The following is an 18,560-nucleotide window of genomic DNA, read 5'->3' as shown; positions in this document are numbered from 1 at the left end:
GGACTAGTTTAAGAGTGAGGAGAACCAGAATGAACAGAAATTGGTGGCAAAAAGAAGTGGCCTATCAAATTTATCCACGTAGCTTTTCGGATAGTAATAATGACGGAATTGGTGATTTACAAGGCATTATTCAAAAACTGGATTACTTAGAAAATTTAGGAATTACGCTGATTTGGCTGAGTCCAATGTACCCGTCGCCAATGGCTGACAATGGATATGATATTTCAGACTATTATGGTATTTCTAGCGATTTTGGTACAATGGCAGACTTCGATGAACTCATTGAAGAAGCAAAAAAACGAAACATAAAAGTTATTTTAGATTTGGTGGTAAACCATACATCTGATGAACATGCTTGGTTTCAAGATGTTTTAAAAAATCCTCAAAGTCGTTTTCGAGACTTTTATATTATAAAAGAAGGACGAGAAGCACCTACAAATTGGCGGTCTAACTTCGGTGGTAGTGTTTGGGAAAAATTACCTGGGGAAGATGCCTACTACTTTCATGCCTTTCATAAAAAACAGCCGGATTTAAATTGGGAAAATCCTGAACTACGCAAAGAAATCTATCAAATGATTCGTTTTTGGTTAAACAAAGGAATTGCTGGTTTTCGTGTAGATGCGATTAATTTTATTAAGAAAGATTTGACTTGGACAAACTTACCTGCTGATGGGGCAGATCAATTAGCCAAAGTAACAAAAGCTAGTAGAAACATGCCAGGAATGAGTGACTTTCTGAACGAATTAAAAGAAAAAGCTTTTGCTGGCTTTGATATTGTCACAGTTGCCGAAGCGGCCGGCGTCAATTATCTAAATTTATCAGAATTTATTGGAGAAACAGGGTATTTCGACATGATTTTTGACTTCAAATGGGCTGATTTGGATGTGAAATCAGGAAGCGAATGGTTTTATAGAATCGATTGGTCTTGGAATGATTTACGCACATTAATTTTCAAACAGCAAGAAGCCATGCAAGAGGCTGGTTGGAGTGCAAATTTTATTGAAAATCATGATCAACCTCGAGCGACAACGAAATATTTAAAAGAACAGGCTCAACAGCCAAATGCGGTTAAAACATTCGGCGCCATGTATTTCTTTTTAAGGGGCACGCCTTTTATTTACCAAGGACAAGAATTAGGAATGACCAATTTTGAAAGGGGTTCGATTGATGAATTCGATGATATTTCTAGCATTGATCAATACTATCGAGCAATAAAAGAAGGATTTACGCCCAAAGAAGCCTTGTCACTTGTCAATTTGCGTAGTCGAGACAATGCCCGCACGCCTTTTCCATGGAATGATTCTATGTATGGCGGTTTTTCAAGCGTCAAGCCTTGGTTAGGAATGGTGGATAATTATAAAGAAATCAATGCCGAAGCAGAAATAAAAAATAGTCAAAGTATTTTTCATTTCTATAAGCGGATGATTGCATTTCGTCAAAAGAGTCCCTATACAGACATCTTACTTTATGGAACATTTGAGGGTCTGTCAAATCTTCCAGATAATGTTATTGCTTATAAACGCAAATTAAATGAAAAAACGATTTACGCCTTTTTTAATTTTGGTGAGGCGGTTCCAATCCCTCATTATTTAGTTAATGGCACAGTTATTTTTGATACACAGTCTGAAGAACGAGAGCAATTAGTTCAGCAGGGAACATTATTAAAAAGCTATCAAGGACTATTGATTACTATAAATGAGTAGCTAGGAGGAGTATAACATGGCAGAAAATTATCAGCAGGCAGCCAAAGACATTATTCAATTAATCGGTATGGATAACATTATATCGGTCACCCATTGTCAAACGCGGTTACGTTTTATTTTGAAGGACCATGAACAAGTAGATGGTAAACAACTAGAAAAAATCGATTTAGTCAAGGGGGTTTTTTATAATGGTGGTCAATACCAAGTGATTTTAGGAACTGGTATTGTGACTAAAGTGTATGATGAAATAGAAAAACTTGGAATCAATGTTGTGTCAAAAGCAGAGCAAACAGCAATTTTAAAAAATAATGAAACAGGCATGCGCAAAACAATGCGCATTTTAAGTGAAATATTCATTCCAATTGTTCCAGTAATTGCAGCAACAGGATTGTTCCTAGGGTTAAAAGGTGTTATTTTTAACGATACTTTTTTACAATTATTCGGAGCAAGTGTAGCCAATATTCCTGAAAGCTTTCAACAAATTGTCTCTGTCATTACAGATACCGTCTTTGCCTTTTTGCCAGCTTTGATTGTTTGGTCTACCTTTAAAGCATTTAATGCGACGCCTGTAATCGGGATTGTTATTGGTTTAATGATGGTATCACCCATTTTACCAAACGCTTATGCAGTTGCAACACCAGATTCTGGCGTGAAAGCTATTATGGCTTTTGGTTTTATCCCAGTTGTCGGTGCACAAGGGTCCGTTTTAAGTGCAATTGCTGCTGGTATAATTGGCGCAAAGATTGAACTTTTTTTCCGAAAAAAGATGCCGAATATTATTGATCAAATTTTTACACCCTTTATGACTATGTTAATTACTTTTTTAATCATGATTCTCGGAATTGGCCCAATTTTGCATACCGTTGAGTTAGGCATGGTAGATGTTGTCCAATGGTTGATTGGGTTGCCCTTAGGATTAGGTGGTTTCGTGATTGGTGCCTCATATCCTTTAATGGTTTTGATTGGTATTCATCATACACTAACTATGGTAGAAACATCATTATTAGCAAATACAGGATTTAATGCATTGATTACAATATGTGCCATGTATGGGTTTGCCAACGTTGGCAGTTGTTTAGCCTTTGCGAAAAAAGCGCAAGATAGCAAAGTGAAGTCGACAGCCATTGGTTCTATGTTGTCTCAATTATTTGGAGTTAGTGAGCCTGTGTTATTTGGATTACTTATTCGTTGGAACTTAAAACCGCTGCTATGTGTCTTGTTTACATCAGGTTTAGGCGGAGCAATTTTAGCTATTTTTCATATTCAATCAAATTCTTATGGCTTAGCCGTTATTCCTTCTTTCTTAATGTATATCTATAGTGCACATCAATTAGTGATCTATTTATTAGTCGCACTTTTATCTGTCGGTGTATGTTATGCATTAACCAGTCTATTTGCAATTCCGCAAGAAGTTTTGATTTCAGATAAAGTAATCGAAGAGGAAGAACGCGAAGTCTTTGAAATGCAACACAATACCTTAGATGAACAACTTTTTTCTCCGGTAACTGGTTACGCCATGAATCTTACTGCTGTTAATGACCCAGTATTTTCAAGCGAGATGATGGGCAAAGGTTTAGCAATCATGCCAACAGCGAACAAGGTTTACGCGCCTGCAGATGGTTTATTAAACTTGGTTGCAGAAACTGGGCACGCTTATGGTATCCAAACGGACGCAGGAGCTGAAGTATTAATTCATATAGGAATTGATACTGTCACATTGGGACAGGAGGTCTTTCAGACACAAGTAACCCAAGGTCATCGTGTTAAAAAAGGAGATCTTTTAGGAACGTTCGATCGAAAAGCCATTAAAGAAGCTGGGCTTGACTCAACTGTCATGGTTATCATTACAAATACTTCAAGTTATTTAAGCGTAGAGCCAATGATGTCAGATCATAATGAAATTACGCCGGAACAAATCATTTTAAATCTAAATACACCTAACTAAACAAAAGAACAGCAAGAAGTAGTTATCACTTCTTGCTGTTCTTTTTCTTAATAAAAAACCAATGATTTTCGGTTGTATTTGTCTATCCGTTTGTAGTATGATTGAGTCAGTTTTAAAGGAAACATGCCAAGTATGGAAGACCATACTTGACACGCATTGACTAATTAAACATGGGGAACGTTGCCATAAGTTGATGTTCCAGTCAATAATGCAAGTAAATCAAACATAGCATGTACCTCCTTTAATTGATAATCAAAGTATAACATTTTTTAATGAATTTACATAATAATACAAGTGGAGGTCTGTTCGTGAAGGTAGCAGGAGACAAAATAAAACAAGCGAGAAAACTTAAAAAAATCACACAATCAGAGCTGGCTAACGGCATCTGTACGCAAGCAACAATTAGTAATATTGAAAACCGTAATCTATGTGACAGTTTAGATATTTTCTCATCTATTTGCCTCCGATTAGATTTAGAAGTAGAAGAATGCATGATGATTTCTGAAGAAAAGAAAATTGAAAATCTACTAAACAAAGTCGAGGATTTATCTTTACGGTTATTTCACTTAGAGGCCTACAATTTATTACAAGAAGTGCCTGAAGGTCTTATCTTATCTAATAATGAACTAACGACTAAATTGTTATATTATAAGGGAATTACTTGTTTATTAGGAAAAAAAGATAAAGCAGAGGCCTTGTTTTACCTATACCGGGGCGCGGAAATTGACCGTAAAGTCAATATTTACAACATTTTAAGCCTGAATGCGCTAGGTACGCTATACGAACTGGAAAAAGATATGAGAAAAGCGCAAGTGTATTACGAAAAATCATTACAAGAATTGGAACAATTTAAATTAGAATGTTCCTTGGAGCGTTGTAGAATTTATTATAATTCTGCTAAATTCTACTCGGAAATGAAAGACTACCAAAAAAGTGTCATTTTAAGCGAAAAAGGGATTCAGATTTGTCGTGACAAACACTCCATTTATTTGCTAGATTATCTTTTATATGAAAAAGCCTTTAACAAACAAATGCTCGGGGAAGACACAGCCGATGACTATCGCCAAGCCTATTATTTTACACAATTTTTTGGCAATACGGAAGTCCTGCAATATATTGAGAAAGATATGAAAGCTTTTAATATTTCCTATTAATTTAATCAAAAAGCCGATAAAAGCTGAAAACTCAGTTTTTACCGGCTTTTTGAAAAATATAGGCAAGTTGCTTTTAAAAATCAGCAGTCACGGTTACGATAAGCAAGACGAAGTATTTAGGAGGATTTAAAAATGAAAAGAGTAATGTGGTTTAGACGTGATTTACGATTACAGGATAATAAAGCATTAGCACACGCGTTACAAAATTCTGCAGCTGATGAATTGATTTTATTATTCCAAATGAATCCTCAACAATTTATTCAAGAAAGTGCTAATCATAACGCTTTTTTTGCAAGCTTAGCCTCGTTCAAAGAACGAATCGATCAAGAGGCACATTTACAAATCATGGTCGGCGAACCATTAGATTTATTTTCACGTTTGAAACGCAAATTACCCGATTGGCAGGCCATTTATTTTAATGAAGATACTTGTGGCTTTGGGGCAAAGCGGGACCAGCAAGCTATGCGCTTTTTTGAAGAAAATAATATTCAGTCTTTCTCTTTTCAAGATGCCTATTTGCATGGCTCTGAAGAAATTAAGAAGAACGATGGCAGCAAGTACCAAGTGTTTACGCCCTATTACAATAAATGGAAAGAGGCGCCTAAAGAAACACCGATTCCTGTTTCCTATACAGCTGAAAAAATTTTTAGTGCGTGTCTTTTTCCAGAAGAGGAAGCAGCTTATCGTGAACAGATTGCGAGGATTCCTTTAACACACTATAGTGTCGGCGAAGAAACAGCCAGAAGGCGCTTAAATACTTTTATTGATCAAAAACTTCAATCCTATGAAAATAAGCGTGATTTTCCTTATCAGGATCAAACGAGTCATCTGTCTACTTTTTTAAGAACGGGAGAACTTTCGATTCGCACCATTTGGCAAGAGCTTGCATCTGTGCCTTCTAGCTTAAGTAAAGAAACCTTCAAAAAAGAATTAGCTTGGCGCGACTTTTACAATATGATCTATAGTGCGTTTCCACAACAAAAAGAGGAAGCTATTCAAGAAAAATTTCGTTATATTCAATGGACAAATGACCCAGAAATGTTTGTCAAGTGGCAAAAAGGGGAGACGGGGTACCCTATAATTGATGCCGCAATGCGACAACTGAATCAAACTGGTTGGATGCACAATCGCTTAAGAATGATTACTGCCTCTTTTTTAGTTAAAAATTTACACATCGATTGGCGTTGGGGTGAAAAATACTTTCAAAAAATGTTGATTGACTATGATGCTGCCAATAATATCGGTGGCTGGCAATGGGCTGCTTCAACAGGAACGGACGCTGTCCCTTATTTTCGGATTTTTAATCCAATTATCCAGTCAAAAAAATTTGATAATGACGGCCAGTTCATCAAAAAATATGTTCCAGAACTTAAGCAAGTGCCACAAAAGTATATTCATCAACCAAATCTAATGAACGAAGCCTTACAAACGCAATATCATGTACATTTAGGAGAAAATTATCCAAAACCCATTGTCGATTATGCATCAAGTAAAAAACAAACATTGTTTCTATATGAAGCGAGCAAAGAAATTCATCAAGAAATGAACAATCCAAGGTTTCAATAAACAGTAAACCCAACTAGCTTAGCAAACAACTTGTAAGGTTAGTTGGGCAAATTAATTAGTCGAAAGAGAAGTGCAATTTATCGGCTAAAGTTTTTTATTCTATTCTAGTTAACATAATATACATTATACAAAGTAGAGTAAAAAGCATTGAAAAGCAAACAAAACCAGTCTTTAGTTTATCTAGACTGGTTTTGTCACGTACGTTATATAAATTATGCTTGTTGCTTGATGGCTTGTGCGACACGTGCTCCATATTCTGGATTTACTCTAGTGAACAAATCAATTTGACGCGCGATGATTTCTTGATTTTTCACTTGACCTAAAGATGCCGCTATATTGTTAATTAAGTTTTCTTTTTCTTCGCTTGGCAGCAAATTATACAAAGCGTTTGCTTGTGTAAAGTGATCTTGATTATAGCTATAATTACCAACATTTCCTTCAACTTCAAAGGAACTAATTTTCGCTGTAGGATCTTCTTTTGGTGTTTCAGTATAACTATTTGGTTCATAATTAATTTCGCTATTGCCATTGTTAAAACGCATATTGCCGTCTTTTTGGTAGTTATTTACAGGCGCTTTTGCTTGGTTGATTGGCAATTGGTGACTATTAGCGCCCACGCGATGACGATGTGCGTCCCCATAAGCGAACAAACGTCCTTGCAATAATTTATCCGGAGAAGCTTCAATACCAGGAACGAAATTCCCTGGTGAAAAGGTTACTTGTTCAACCTCTGCAAAATAATTCTCTGGATTTCTATTTAAAGTCATCGTGCCAACTTCAATCAGCGGATACTCTTTTTGAGAAACCGTTTTTGTTACATCAAAAAGTGTTTCTTTCATTGTTAACGCATCTGCATACGGGATAATTTGCACAGATAATGTCCAAGAAGGAAATTCTTGATTTTCAATTGCATTATGCAAATCTTCAATATGGAAATCTGGGTTTTTCCCAGCAATTTCTTCTGCTAATTGACTCTCTAGATTTTTGATTCCTTGATTCGTCTTGAAGTGATATTTAACAAAAAATACTTCTCCAGCAGCATTGACCCATTTGAATGTATGGCTACCAAAACCATGCATATGACGGAACGACAACGGAATGCCACGATCACTCATTAAAATTGTTACTTGATGAAGACTTTCCGGTGAATGAGACCAAAAATCCCAAACAGCTTCTGGACTTTTCAAATGCGTCCGCGGATTTCTTTTTTGGCTATGAATAAAATCTGGAAACTTAATTGCATCACGAATGAAAAAAATGGGCGTATTATTGCCAACTAAGTCGTAATTTCCTTCGTCTGTATAGAATTTAAGCGCAAAACCGCGAGGATCACGCAATGTATCTGATGAACCTAACTCTCCAGCTACAGTTGAAAAACGAGCGAATAAAGGTGTTTCTTTGCCAACTTCAGATAAAAAATCGGCTTTAGTATATTGTGCCATTGATTGGCTCACCTTGAAAATCCCATGAGCACCAGCACCTTTGGCATGAACAACCCGTTCTGGTACGCGCTCACGATTAAAATGAGCTAATTTTTCTAATAAATGAACGTCTTGGATTAGGACAGGACCAAATTCTCCTGCAGTTAGCGAATTTTGATTATCGCCAACTGGACTTCCTTGTGACGTAGTTAAATGTTGATTTTTCACCTAAAACACTCCTTCATCTAAAATTATACTCATTGTATAAAAAAACCACTCTGCATAACAAAAATAATGCTTAAAAACACTCGAAAACATTTGTTATTTAATAGAATGATTAAAAATAGCAGTAGAATTTAAATCAAAAACAAATGTATTAACTTTAAACTGTTTACACCACCAAAAATAACAACCAATAATTCAAAGAAAACTAAAATGCTGTTTTTTTATTCAAAAAAGACCTAGCATCCCAATCATGCTAGGTCTTTCGTTACTTTTTTTGAGCGGCCGTTTTTATTGGTCATTCAGTGTTATTGATTGATCGCAACAGTCGTGTCTTCAGTCGATAGACCTGTCATAGAGGTGCTATCGGAAAATATTTTTTCAACTTCTTGTTCTGATAAAATATTTTCTTTCTTAGGCATTGAAATCGTCGCTTTTTTGGCTTTTTGTGTAATGCTAATTTTACTAGATAATGATTCAAGTCCCATATCAACGTTCTTGTCTTGCTGCGGTTTCACATTAATCAACATATTTGTTTTATTTTCTTTTGTATTAACAGAAACTTTGGCAGAAACATCTTTGACTTTTTCGAAAGGATCTTGTTCTTTACCTTTTTCAGATGTTTCTGTCGTAATTTTGATTAACTTTTGTAATTCTTTTTTTGTAAACGTATGGGTAATGGTGTCCCCTTTTTTCTCGAACGTATCCTTGTCTAATCCTTCTAAAAACTCTTTGTATTCCTTAGCAGACTGTTTTCGTTCTTTTTCCGATTCTTGATACTCTTTGATTGTATCTTGCCATTCTTTCGTACTTTCCTCGTTCATGGCTAAAAGATCAATGTATTTTCCTTTTAGTTTTTCTGTATCTAACTGAGAACTATCGATAGCACCGTCAGTCATTGAGTCTGCGACAGCGACAATATATTCCATCATATCTGTTGCTAAATAGAGTTTTGGCTCTTTGCCCTCGTTATCTAACGATCCAACCAATGAAATCGGTACATCCATTCCCATCGCTTTTAATTTCATCTCTAAGTTGAATGCTTTTTCTTTTTTGGCATCTACTTGAATCTTCCCAGAAAGCGATGCGTCTTTGATTTGCGTGATGAGCATCCCAATCATAGGATTCGTTTGTGCACCATCTTCTTGTGAAAATTTCATGTCACTAATTGACATAGAGAAATCCCAAACCCCAGATTCTTGTGCGTTTTGATTGCCGATTCCTTGAATGAACTCATCTTTCGCACTTTTGCCACAACCTGTCAGTAACAAAGCTGAACAGAAAACGCCTGCGACAATCCCCACTTTTCTTTTTAACACACTTTTTCCCCCTCATTATATAAAAAATTAATTCCCTTTTATTAAGAATAGCAAACATTGCTTATAAATAGCAATGTTTAATTTTAGATTTACTCTCTTTTAATAAATGGGATTGATTTAATCTTTTAGGTTTGAATCATTAAGCTGTATTATTTTTAAAATAAAATTGCTTTTCGCCAAAAAATACTGGGAAAAGTTCTGCTAAACTGCCAGCTAAAGGACCTTCTCGCAATTCTTTTTCAGTGACCCAAAACAAGGGTTGTTCCGTTTCTTCTGGTAGTTCATCCGCTGTTTCTGCAATGAATAATGTGGCTAATTCCCGCGCACCTGAACAATCATTCAGCCATTCTGCAACACCTACTAATTGTGGCTTCAGCACTAATCCTGTTTCTTCAAGGAGTTCGCGAACCATGGCTGTTTCCATGCCCTCGTTTTTTTCAACATGTCCGCCAGGGAACGTCCAACCAGGCCAATCCTTTTTTTGTCGTTCTTGCACAAGGATTTCATTTTTCTGATTTCTAATCATACATAATGTTGTTAATTCTACTTCAAAATTCCGATTCATTTGGCACCTCATCATTTTTTCCTTTGTTAAGGTTACGATACAGAAAAACAGAGAAAGATTCAACTAAGAATTTTCTCTGTTTTATCATCTAGCTCTTTAATAAGTCGTATTGCGATTGATATAAATGATGATATAACGCATGTTTTGCCATTAGTTGATCATGAGATCCTTCTTCCACAATACGACCACCATCAATATAGAAAATTTTATCGCTATTTTTGATGGTAGAAAGTCGATGAGCAATAATAAACGATGTCCGTCCTTTCAGAAGTTGTTGTAGTCCTTCTTGTAACAATTCTTCTGTTTTTGTATCAATACTGGAGGTTGCTTCGTCTAAAATTAAAATTTTGGGATCTGCCAGTAAAGCACGAGCAAATGAAATTAATTGGCGTTGTCCTGCCGAGAGTGTACTACCCCGCTCTTCCACAACTGTTTCATAGCCATCTTTTAAATCCTTGATAAAGTCGTGCGCACGAACAATTTTTGCGGCTTGGATGACTTCTTCCTCTGTGGCTGCTAAATTTCCGTACCGAATGTTTTCAATAATCGTTCCTGAAAAAATAAACGTATCTTGAAGCATTACCCCCATTTGTTTTCTTAACGAACGGAGTGTCACATCGCGAACATCATAACCATCAATTTTAACGGCCCCTTCATTCACATCATAAAAACGACTTAACAAATTGATGATTGTTGTTTTACCCGCACCTGTTGGCCCAACCAAGGCGATTGTTTGTCCTGGCTCAATATGAAAACTAACATCGGTCAAAATATTTTTTCCTTCTTCATAACGGAAATAAACATGCTGAAAGTCGACGGTTCCTTTAATTGGCGGCAACTCAATAGCGTGCGGCGCATCTTGAATTTCTGGAACAACATCCATCGTTTCAAAAATCCTTTCCAAATAGGCAGTTGCAGTAATCAGAGAATTGTAGAAGTTACCAATATTGATGACTGGATTCCAAAAGTTATTGATATAACCGATAAAAGCAATTAGCGTCCCAGTGGTAACGGACACACCTAATTGACGGATTCCTACGAAATAGATAAAACAAGTCGTAATGACGGATATATTTTGCACTGCTGGCCATAATAAATACTGGACACGCACAGCTTTCATAAAGGATTGACGATATTCTTCGCTTACCTCGTTAAAAATCTGGAAATTTTCATCTTCTCGTGCAAAAGATTGTGTAATTTTAATTCCTGAAATACTTTCATGAATATAGGCATTTAAGTTTGATTGTTTATTGCTAAGCTCTTGGTAAGCTTTCCGTTGTTTCCCTTGGATAAATAGAACCATCACGAACAACACAGGCAATAGCAGCAAACTGTATAAGGTTAATTTCACATCAATAAATAACATGAAGATTAAGGTGATAATCACATTAAATAAATCAGAAATTAAATTGATCAATCCGTTACTTAATAAATCACTTAACGTATTGATGTAATTGACCACCCGAATTAAGATTTTTCCATGCGGCCGACTGTCAAAGTAAGAAAATGGTAATTTTTGTAGATGCTCAAAAATTGAAAAACGCATATCTTTTAAAATATCTTGTCCAATTTCTGTGATGGCATATATCCGATAACGCATACACCAACCAATAATCACCAAGGAAAATAGGAAAATAGCCCCTAGTATCAAGAGTAACGAGAGATTCTTTTGTGGAATTACTTGGTCAATCGCAATTTTAGTAAAGTAAGGGCCTAACATACTTGCCAGATTAGCTAATATGATGACAAATAATGTTTTAAAAACAGCTTTTTTGTAAGGCTTAATATAGGCGCCTAATCGTTTATAGTGGGACCAATTAAATTCTTTTTCTAAAGTCTCATCTACATCAAACGTATTTCTAGCCACGCGACTCACCTTCCTTTGTCAGACCTAATTGTTTTTGATATACGTCAAAATATTTGCCTTTTTGTTCGACTAATTCGCTATGCGTACCGCTTTCCACCACACGGCCTTTTTCCATCATCAAAATTAAATTGGCCTCTCTCACAGAAGAAATTCGGTGGGCAATAATAAATGTCGTTTTCTTTTCCGTCAAACGACCTAGTTCTTTTTGAATTTTTGATTCTGTTTCCATATCAACAGCGGAAGTTGTGTCATCTAAAATTAAAATAGCTGGATCTTTGGTTAAGGCACGGGCCAGTGAAATCCGCTGTTTTTGGCCACCAGATAGGCCAACGCCGCGTTCACCAACAATTGTTGCATAACCTTCGGGCATTCTGGAAATAAAGCTATGAGCATCAGCAATTTCAGCCATCATTTGCACTTGTTCCAAGTTAGCCAATGTGTTACCAAAAGCAATGTTATCTTCTATTGTATTGGAAAAAAGAAAGACATCTTGCATAACCATGGAGATATTTTCTCGCAATTTACGAACAGAATAGCTTTTAGCATCTTTTCCATCAATATAAACAGTGCCTTTTGTTGGATCATAGAACCGAGCGATTAAGTTAACTAAAGTGGTTTTGCCTGAACCAGTTTCCCCTAAAATACCAATTGTTTCACCAGGTTTTGCTGAAAATGAAACATCCGATAAAATGGGGGTTTCTGGATCATCTGAAAAATGAAAGGACACGTGATCAAACGTCACATAGCCTTGGATTGGTTCTGCTTCTTTTTCCCGAGCAATGGGAATCTTCGGTTTCGTTGCTAATAACTGACGAATTTTAATGGACGATGCCGTAAAGCGTTGCACATCATTGATCAACCAGCCACTCATTCGCATCGGCATGTTCAACATCCAGAGAAAACCGTTAAAGGCCACTAAATCACCAATTGTCATCCGACCTTGAATTACAAAGAGGCCACCAAGAACTAAGGCAATAACATTTAAACTACCTGCAAAACCGTCTAACCACGGTAAATATTTTTTTGAGACATCTGCAGAAGCCATATTCCATTTTTTATAGTCTTCATTGTGCTTGTTAAACTTTTCAATTTCATAAGGTTCTTGAGAAAAAGCTTTAACCACCCGATTTCCACCAATATTTTCTTCGACCATCGAATTTAGCCGAGAAAAACTTTCCCGGATCTCAAAAAATACCGGATGCGATTCCTTCGACATTTTTTGTGTTAACAGAAAAATCAAAGGTGTAATTAAAATTAATGCTAGCATCAATTGCCAATTGATCGTCCCCATCACAATCACGGCTGCGATGAACCATAAAATACATTCTAAGAGGTTATAAGTGACCCAAGAAACAAAATGGCGGATAGCGTCTGTATCCCCTGTCATTCGCGCCATAATGTCGCCAACACGTGTATGATTAAAGAAATCAAAATCTAATTCTTGAAGTTTGACATACATATCTTTTCTTAAGTCAAATAACGCAGATTGTCCAACCGATTCAAACAAGACTTGATAACTATAACGAACAACTGTCCGAATAACGGTCACTCCAATCATAATCCCAAGAATTGGGACAAGCTCTTCAGTTTTCCCCTGATTGATTACTTGGTCTACAATTCTGCCAGATAACAATGGAATAATAACAATTAAAATAGCGTTAATAACGACAAAAATAACAGCTAGCAGTAACTTATTCTTATTTTTTTTAGCATATTGCCAAATCCATTCAAAACTATTCATTTTCTCCCCTACTCTCTCTTGTTTTTATGGACGTGTATAAGATTACTGTTTTTTTATAGGAAAAGAAATGGGCATTCTTGTATATTTTGATGTACAATATAGTATAGAAAGCGGATACAAGTAGGAGTGATTTTTTATGAACTACACAAATAGTCGAACGTTTAATCCTGAAATTTTATATGCCTTTGATCCTTGGAACGAAGAGACCCACCCTTATAATTGTCATCATCATGAATTTCTGGAAATATCTATTCTTTTAGAAGGTGAATCTGAATATATTGTTCAAGGGCAACAGTACCATGCCACTGCTGGTACAGTGTTTCTTTTTAATCCGCGAACGGAACATGGTGAGCAACAAAAAGCAGGAACTTACTCACATCAACTACACATTGGCATTTCAAATCTCTATTTAGAAGGCTTAGCGCGAAACGTATTTCCAAATAAATCAGCTTTATTAGATTTAAGTCATTTACATGGTGCTTTTTTAGAAAAAGCTTGGCAAATTGTTCATGAATTAAACCATCAAGAAGTTGAATCAGCGTTACAAATTAAAGCTTTAGTTATTGAACTATTGGTCTATATTTTAAGAAGCTTAGCAGTTGATCAAGAAAATAAAATTGAAACTCGGCTATCGAAAACGGAAAAAAGAAAACGAAATTTAGTCAATCATACGATTTATTATCTGGAAACGCACCATGACGAAGAAATTACTTTGGAACAGTTAGCTGAAATGCTATATGTGACCCCGACTTATTTGTCGAAAACCTTTAAAGCGGCCACAGGCGTTGGGCCAATCAATTATTTAATTCAAATCCGCTTAAACCATGCGAAAGAATTGCTGAAAAATGATTCCCTAAGTGTCAAAGAAGTGGCAAAAACGGTTGGTTACGAAGATGCCTATCATTTCAGTAAATTATTCAAAAAATATTATGGAAAATCTCCTTCACAATTTTAAGATAAAAAAACAAGGAATCGTCGGCTTCATTGCGTCCGTTTCCTTGTTTTTGCTTTACGTTGACTCTTTTAACTGTTTCGTCATTGTATAATCGGTATGGCGTTCATTTCCCATATAAAAATCATGTTCATCTGTTTTGACGAAGCCCAATGATTGATAAAATTTTTGCGCTGGATGATTATGTTCCCAAACACCTAACCAAACCGTCTCTTTTTCTGCTTCTTCCGCTAATTCAATTGCTTTCGTAATCAAATGTTTGCCTAAGCCTAAACGCTTAAAAGATTTACGAATATAAATGCGCTCAACTTGTAACGCTTGTGGATGTTGATAGGTAATCTGAGCATCACCGTGATTTAATTTCACATAACCTGCAAGTTCATTATTATAAAAAGCAAAGAAATATTGCGAATCTTTATGTAAGATTTCGCTTTCTAAAACTGCTGGACTAAATTTCCTCTCATAATGTGCCTGTAAATCCTTTTCGTTTTCGCCATCTCCATAAGTATCTGCAAAAGTCTCTTGGCAAATGGCCTCTAATTCTGGTACGTCTGCGACGGTACACTCTCTAATAAATACTGACATACTAAAACTCCTTTGTAGATTAAATCAACTGTTTAATTAAAATTAAACAAGGATTCCAAGCGTCCCATAATGTCGGAAAAACCTCAAGGCGCTTAAAACCCAATGATTCGTAAAAACGAATAGTATGATCGTACACGGAATAATTTCCTTCGTCAACTGTTTTGACTTGAATAAAAAAATAGTTATTTTTAGAATACGTTTCCACGCTTTCTATCAATAACTTGCCGATACCTTTGCGATGATACCGCTTTTTAACTGCCATACAATGGATTTCTACTGTATCTTTACTTGTTTCTGAAAGTGTTATAAAACCGAGTATTTTATTCTCTACATCCTTTGCCACCCACATAGGTAAAGTGCTAGCTATATCGATATACTTGCGGGTCTCTTTTTCAAGGCCAAACCATTCTGGAAGATTAAACAATACTTCTTGTGCTGCCTGAGTCTTTTTATCTGCATTTTTTTCCCTTATAATTGTAAATTCTTTCAATTTACAACCTCCTTTTTGTTTACATAACAAAATTATTGTATACCCAATCTTTTTTATTAAATAATAGCATAGGTAGTTTAAAAATGTAAGTTAGTCATTTATTCTTTATTATTTCCTTAAAACGACGCCTTTTCTCGCTAAATCTGCCCTTTCTTTATTTTTTTCTGTTAAACTAAACGTATTAAGTCTATGAGGAGCGTGCGTATATGGATTATCTGAACACTTATAAGCGGTTGCTAGCATTGGCAGATGCTGGTCTTTTTTACGGGAAAGATGCTTTTGATCAAGAACGTTACCAAGAACTACGAGAACTTACGTTACAACTTATTAGCGCAACCGGACACGAAGCGACTGTCTTGCCCGACTTAGAAAAAATCTTAACTAAAGAAGAAGGTTATCCAACACCGAAAGTAGATGTTCGCGGTTTGATAAAAAAAGAGAATCGTTTTTTATTAGTTGAAGATTTACGGACCAAAGAATGGTCATTACCTGGTGGCTATGCCGAAATTGGCTGCTCTCCTAAAGAAAATATTGAAAAAGAAGTATTGGAAGAAACTGGCTTAGTTGTTACAGCAAAAGAATTGCTTGCTGTTTATGATACAGATAAACGAAAAGACATTCCTCAACTATTTCAGTACTATAAAATGATCTTTTCTTGTGACATTCTAGAAAATCATCCCTTTGAAAAAAACATTGAAACCTCGAATTGTGCTTATTTTTCTTTAGATAATCTCCCCTCTCTTTCTATCAAACGAACAACGAAAGAGCAATTAATGGCATTAATGAACCAAACAACTGGAGCGCTTAGTGACTAACAAAAAGGATGAAGAACTTCTGTTCTTCATCCTTTTTCTATTATTAATTACATATTTTCTAAAGCGGCTTGGGCTAATAAGTTTAAGTAGTTCCAAGGGCGATCAAAATGTGGTTGGAAGAAGAAATCAGAAATCGCTAAATCTTCGACAGTCATTTTATTTTGGACCGCTAATGATAAAGTATTGGCAGATTGTGTGATATCATATTTAGACATCAATTGACCACCAACAATGCGTTGTGTTCCTTTTTCATAGACTAATTCCATCAGAACTTTTTCAGTTGTTGGCATAAACTCTGGACGATAGTTATCTTCGAAAACAGTCGCTTCGACATCTAGTCCGTTTAATTTGGCACTTTCTTTTGTCACACCTGTTGAACCAATTTTCCAACCGAATAAATATAAACCAGAAGTTCCCTGTGTGCCACGATAAGCCAATTTTTGTTCAGTCAAATTACGACCTACTAGCATACCTTGACGAACAGCATTCGTTGCTAATGGGATATAATTTTTTGTTTGACTTGGGTTGTAGTGAACAACTGCACTATCACCCGCAGCAAAAATATCAGGATTGCTTGTTTGCATATACTCATTGACTTCGATTGCACCATTTGGTAACATGTCAACTTTATCTTTTAATAATTCTGTATTTGGACGGAAACCAACACACATAATCACCATATCTGCTTCGAATTCTTGACTTGGTGTAATGACTTTTGCTACTTTTCCTTGCTCATCTGCTACGAATTGTTGGACATTTTCACCTAAAGCTAAATTAACGCCACGATCAACTAATTCTTTTTCTAGAACATCTGTGAATGGCTTATCTAAATATTTATTTAAAATGCGGTCTAACCCGTCAACTAAAGTAACTTGTTTACCTGATTCTACAAAAGCTTCTACTAATTCAATACCAATATAACCGCCACCAACGACAACGACACGTTTGGCATCTTTCGCTTTTTCGATGATCACGTTGGCTTGTGAATAGTTTTTACATAATAAAATATTTTCAGCATCAATTCCTGGAATTGGTGGAATAATTGGCCAAGAACCAGTTGTCATCACTAATTTATCATAAGAAACGGTCTCAGTTGCACCCGTTTGTAAGTTTTTCGCTGTAACAGTTTTGTCGTCCACGTTGATTTCTTCAACATTGTGTTCCATCTTCACTGTTGCTCCTAAAGAAGCCAGTTCTTCTGGGTTTGAATAAAATAAATCAGCAGCATTTTTAACTACGCCTCCAACGTACAAGGCAATTCCGCAAGATAGGAAGGAAATATTGTCATTTCTTTCATATACAGTGACTTCCGCCTCCGGGTGATTTGCTAAAATACTTTTAACTGCTGAAGTTCCAGCATGGGTACATCCTACGACTACGACTTTCATGTTGTAAATCCCTTCTTTCACAATCTTTGTTTTGCAGAGGTGACGTCTCCCTCTGTCTGTTTAAAATATATCAGAGGAATCAAGCTTATTCGAGTTCTATGCTTGTGAATCGCATATAAAAAAATTCACAAACTGTTGCTAATTCTTAATAATAGCTAGTTAATTTTTTGTTTTTAAGAATTTAAAAGTCAATAACCACACAAAAAAACAAGCATAAGAGTGAAAACTCTTACGCTTGTGAAATTTGCCTAGACAAGTGACTTATCTTTTGATAAATTTTTAACAGTATGTAATTTTTTACACATTCTCCTGTTGTGCTTGTTGGCAATCTGGACATAATCCATATAATTCTAAACGATGTTCATTAATTTCGAAGCCTGTTAATTTACTAGCGGCCATTTCAACGTCCTCTAACCCTGGATAATGAAAATCAACGATTTTACCACATTTTTGACAAATCACGTGATAATGTTTCTTCGAACTAAAATCAAAACGACTAGATGCATCGCCATAACTCATTTCTTGAACGAAACCGATTTCAGTAAATAAACGTAGATTGTTGTAAACCGTTGCTACACTCATATTTGGAAAATGATCTTCTAGTGCGCGATAAATTTCATCAGCTGTTGGGTGTGTATGATTTTCGATTAAATATTCCAAGATAGCATAACGTTGCGGAGTAATTCGGATATTGGCTTCTTTTAATTCAGCAAGTGCATTTTTAACCAATACGTTGTCCATCTTTGTATCCCTCCCCTGTCTATCTTTCTTAAATAATACTATTTCTTATTACGATTGACAAGAATTATTGTAGGATTCTCGTGGAA

At 35.8% G+C, this 18,560-nt stretch carries 15 protein-coding genes; 6 read left to right on the top strand and 9 right to left on the bottom strand.

Features of this window, described 5'->3' with window-relative positions; translation table 11 throughout:
- The first annotated feature begins 29 nt into the window (after positions 1-29).
- The 4 genes from IGL32_RS06270 to IGL32_RS06255 all read left to right on the top strand — a co-directional run bounded on the left by IGL32_RS06270 (position 30) and on the right by IGL32_RS06255 (position 6,368).
- Positions 30-1,703 carry a glycoside hydrolase family 13 protein gene (locus IGL32_RS06270; RefSeq protein ID WP_002382333.1) on the top strand — a complete coding sequence of 558 codons (1,674 nt, stop codon included), beginning with the start codon at positions 30-32 and terminating at the stop codon, positions 1,701-1,703.
- Between the two features lie 16 nt (positions 1,704-1,719).
- Positions 1,720-3,648, top strand: coding sequence for a sucrose-specific PTS transporter subunit IIBC (locus IGL32_RS06265; protein WP_156210031.1), 1,929 nt, complete (start codon positions 1,720-1,722; stop codon positions 3,646-3,648).
- 272 nt (positions 3,649-3,920) lie between these two features.
- The gene (locus tag IGL32_RS06260; protein ID WP_002363971.1) at positions 3,921-4,802 is read left to right on the top strand and encodes a helix-turn-helix domain-containing protein; all 882 of its coding nucleotides are present in this window, start codon (positions 3,921-3,923) and stop codon (positions 4,800-4,802) included.
- 132 nt (positions 4,803-4,934) lie between these two features.
- Positions 4,935-6,368, top strand: a complete 1,434-nt coding sequence (locus IGL32_RS06255; RefSeq protein ID WP_010826515.1) for a cryptochrome/photolyase family protein — start codon at positions 4,935-4,937, stop codon at positions 6,366-6,368.
- Positions 6,369-6,580: 212 nt separating this feature from the next.
- On the opposite strand, the gene IGL32_RS06250 is transcribed toward IGL32_RS06255, so the two are convergent.
- The 5 genes from IGL32_RS06250 to IGL32_RS06230 form a co-directional block, all read right to left on the bottom strand.
- Positions 6,581-8,017, bottom strand: coding sequence for a catalase (locus IGL32_RS06250; RefSeq protein ID WP_002379460.1), 1,437 nt, complete (start codon positions 8,015-8,017; stop codon positions 6,581-6,583).
- Between the two features lie 302 nt (positions 8,018-8,319).
- Positions 8,320-9,330, bottom strand: a complete 1,011-nt coding sequence (locus tag IGL32_RS06245) for a lipoprotein (RefSeq protein WP_002379459.1) — start codon at positions 9,328-9,330, stop codon at positions 8,320-8,322.
- 139 nt (positions 9,331-9,469) lie between these two features.
- The gene (locus IGL32_RS06240; RefSeq protein ID WP_002385906.1) at positions 9,470-9,895 is read right to left on the bottom strand and encodes an 8-oxo-dGTP diphosphatase; all 426 of its coding nucleotides are present in this window, start codon (positions 9,893-9,895) and stop codon (positions 9,470-9,472) included.
- Between the two features lie 88 nt (positions 9,896-9,983).
- A complete protein-coding gene (locus IGL32_RS06235) occupies positions 9,984-11,762 on the bottom strand; it encodes an ABC transporter ATP-binding protein (protein ID WP_002360293.1) in 1,779 nt (592 codons plus the stop codon).
- Positions 11,755-13,503 carry an ABC transporter ATP-binding protein gene (locus IGL32_RS06230; RefSeq protein WP_002357553.1) on the bottom strand — a complete coding sequence of 583 codons (1,749 nt, stop codon included), beginning with the start codon at positions 13,501-13,503 and terminating at the stop codon, positions 11,755-11,757. The genes IGL32_RS06235 and IGL32_RS06230 overlap by 8 nt, the downstream gene beginning before the upstream one ends.
- 136 nt (positions 13,504-13,639) lie before the next feature.
- Here IGL32_RS06230 and IGL32_RS06225 point away from each other — a divergent pair, with 136 nt between their 5' ends.
- A complete protein-coding gene (locus tag IGL32_RS06225; protein ID WP_002357554.1) occupies positions 13,640-14,458 on the top strand; it encodes a helix-turn-helix transcriptional regulator in 819 nt (272 codons plus the stop codon).
- Between the two features lie 54 nt (positions 14,459-14,512).
- On the opposite strand, the gene IGL32_RS06220 is transcribed toward IGL32_RS06225, so the two are convergent.
- Together IGL32_RS06220 and IGL32_RS06215 are read right to left on the bottom strand one after the other, a co-directional pair.
- Positions 14,513-15,040 carry a GNAT family N-acetyltransferase gene (locus IGL32_RS06220; RefSeq protein WP_002361836.1) on the bottom strand — a complete coding sequence of 176 codons (528 nt, stop codon included), beginning with the start codon at positions 15,038-15,040 and terminating at the stop codon, positions 14,513-14,515.
- A gap of 19 nt (positions 15,041-15,059) precedes the next feature.
- Positions 15,060-15,560 (bottom strand): GNAT family N-acetyltransferase, encoded by a 501-nt coding sequence (locus IGL32_RS06215; protein WP_002382331.1) that lies wholly within the window; start codon positions 15,558-15,560, stop codon positions 15,060-15,062.
- 176 nt (positions 15,561-15,736) lie between these two features.
- On the opposite strand from IGL32_RS06215, the gene IGL32_RS06210 reads away from it, so the two are divergent.
- Positions 15,737-16,345, top strand: coding sequence for an NUDIX hydrolase N-terminal domain-containing protein (locus IGL32_RS06210; RefSeq protein WP_002357557.1), 609 nt, complete (start codon positions 15,737-15,739; stop codon positions 16,343-16,345).
- Between the two features lie 47 nt (positions 16,346-16,392).
- On the opposite strand, the gene IGL32_RS06205 is transcribed toward IGL32_RS06210, so the two are convergent.
- Together IGL32_RS06205 and IGL32_RS06200 are read right to left on the bottom strand one after the other, a co-directional pair.
- On the bottom strand, positions 16,393-17,733 hold the full coding sequence (locus IGL32_RS06205) for an NADH oxidase (RefSeq protein ID WP_002361833.1): 1,341 nt from the start codon (positions 17,731-17,733) through the stop codon (positions 16,393-16,395).
- A 297-nt stretch (positions 17,734-18,030) separates the two neighbouring features.
- Positions 18,031-18,474, bottom strand: coding sequence for a Fur family transcriptional regulator (locus IGL32_RS06200; RefSeq protein WP_002357560.1), 444 nt, complete (start codon positions 18,472-18,474; stop codon positions 18,031-18,033).
- Between the last annotated feature and the right edge of the window lie 86 nt (positions 18,475-18,560).

The organism is Enterococcus sp. AZ035, from assembly GCF_050548325.1.
GTDB lineage: Bacteria > Bacillota > Bacilli > Lactobacillales > Enterococcaceae > Enterococcus > Enterococcus faecalis.
Note: the sequence above shows the minus strand (reverse complement) of the source record. Positions and strands in the feature narration are given on the sequence as shown.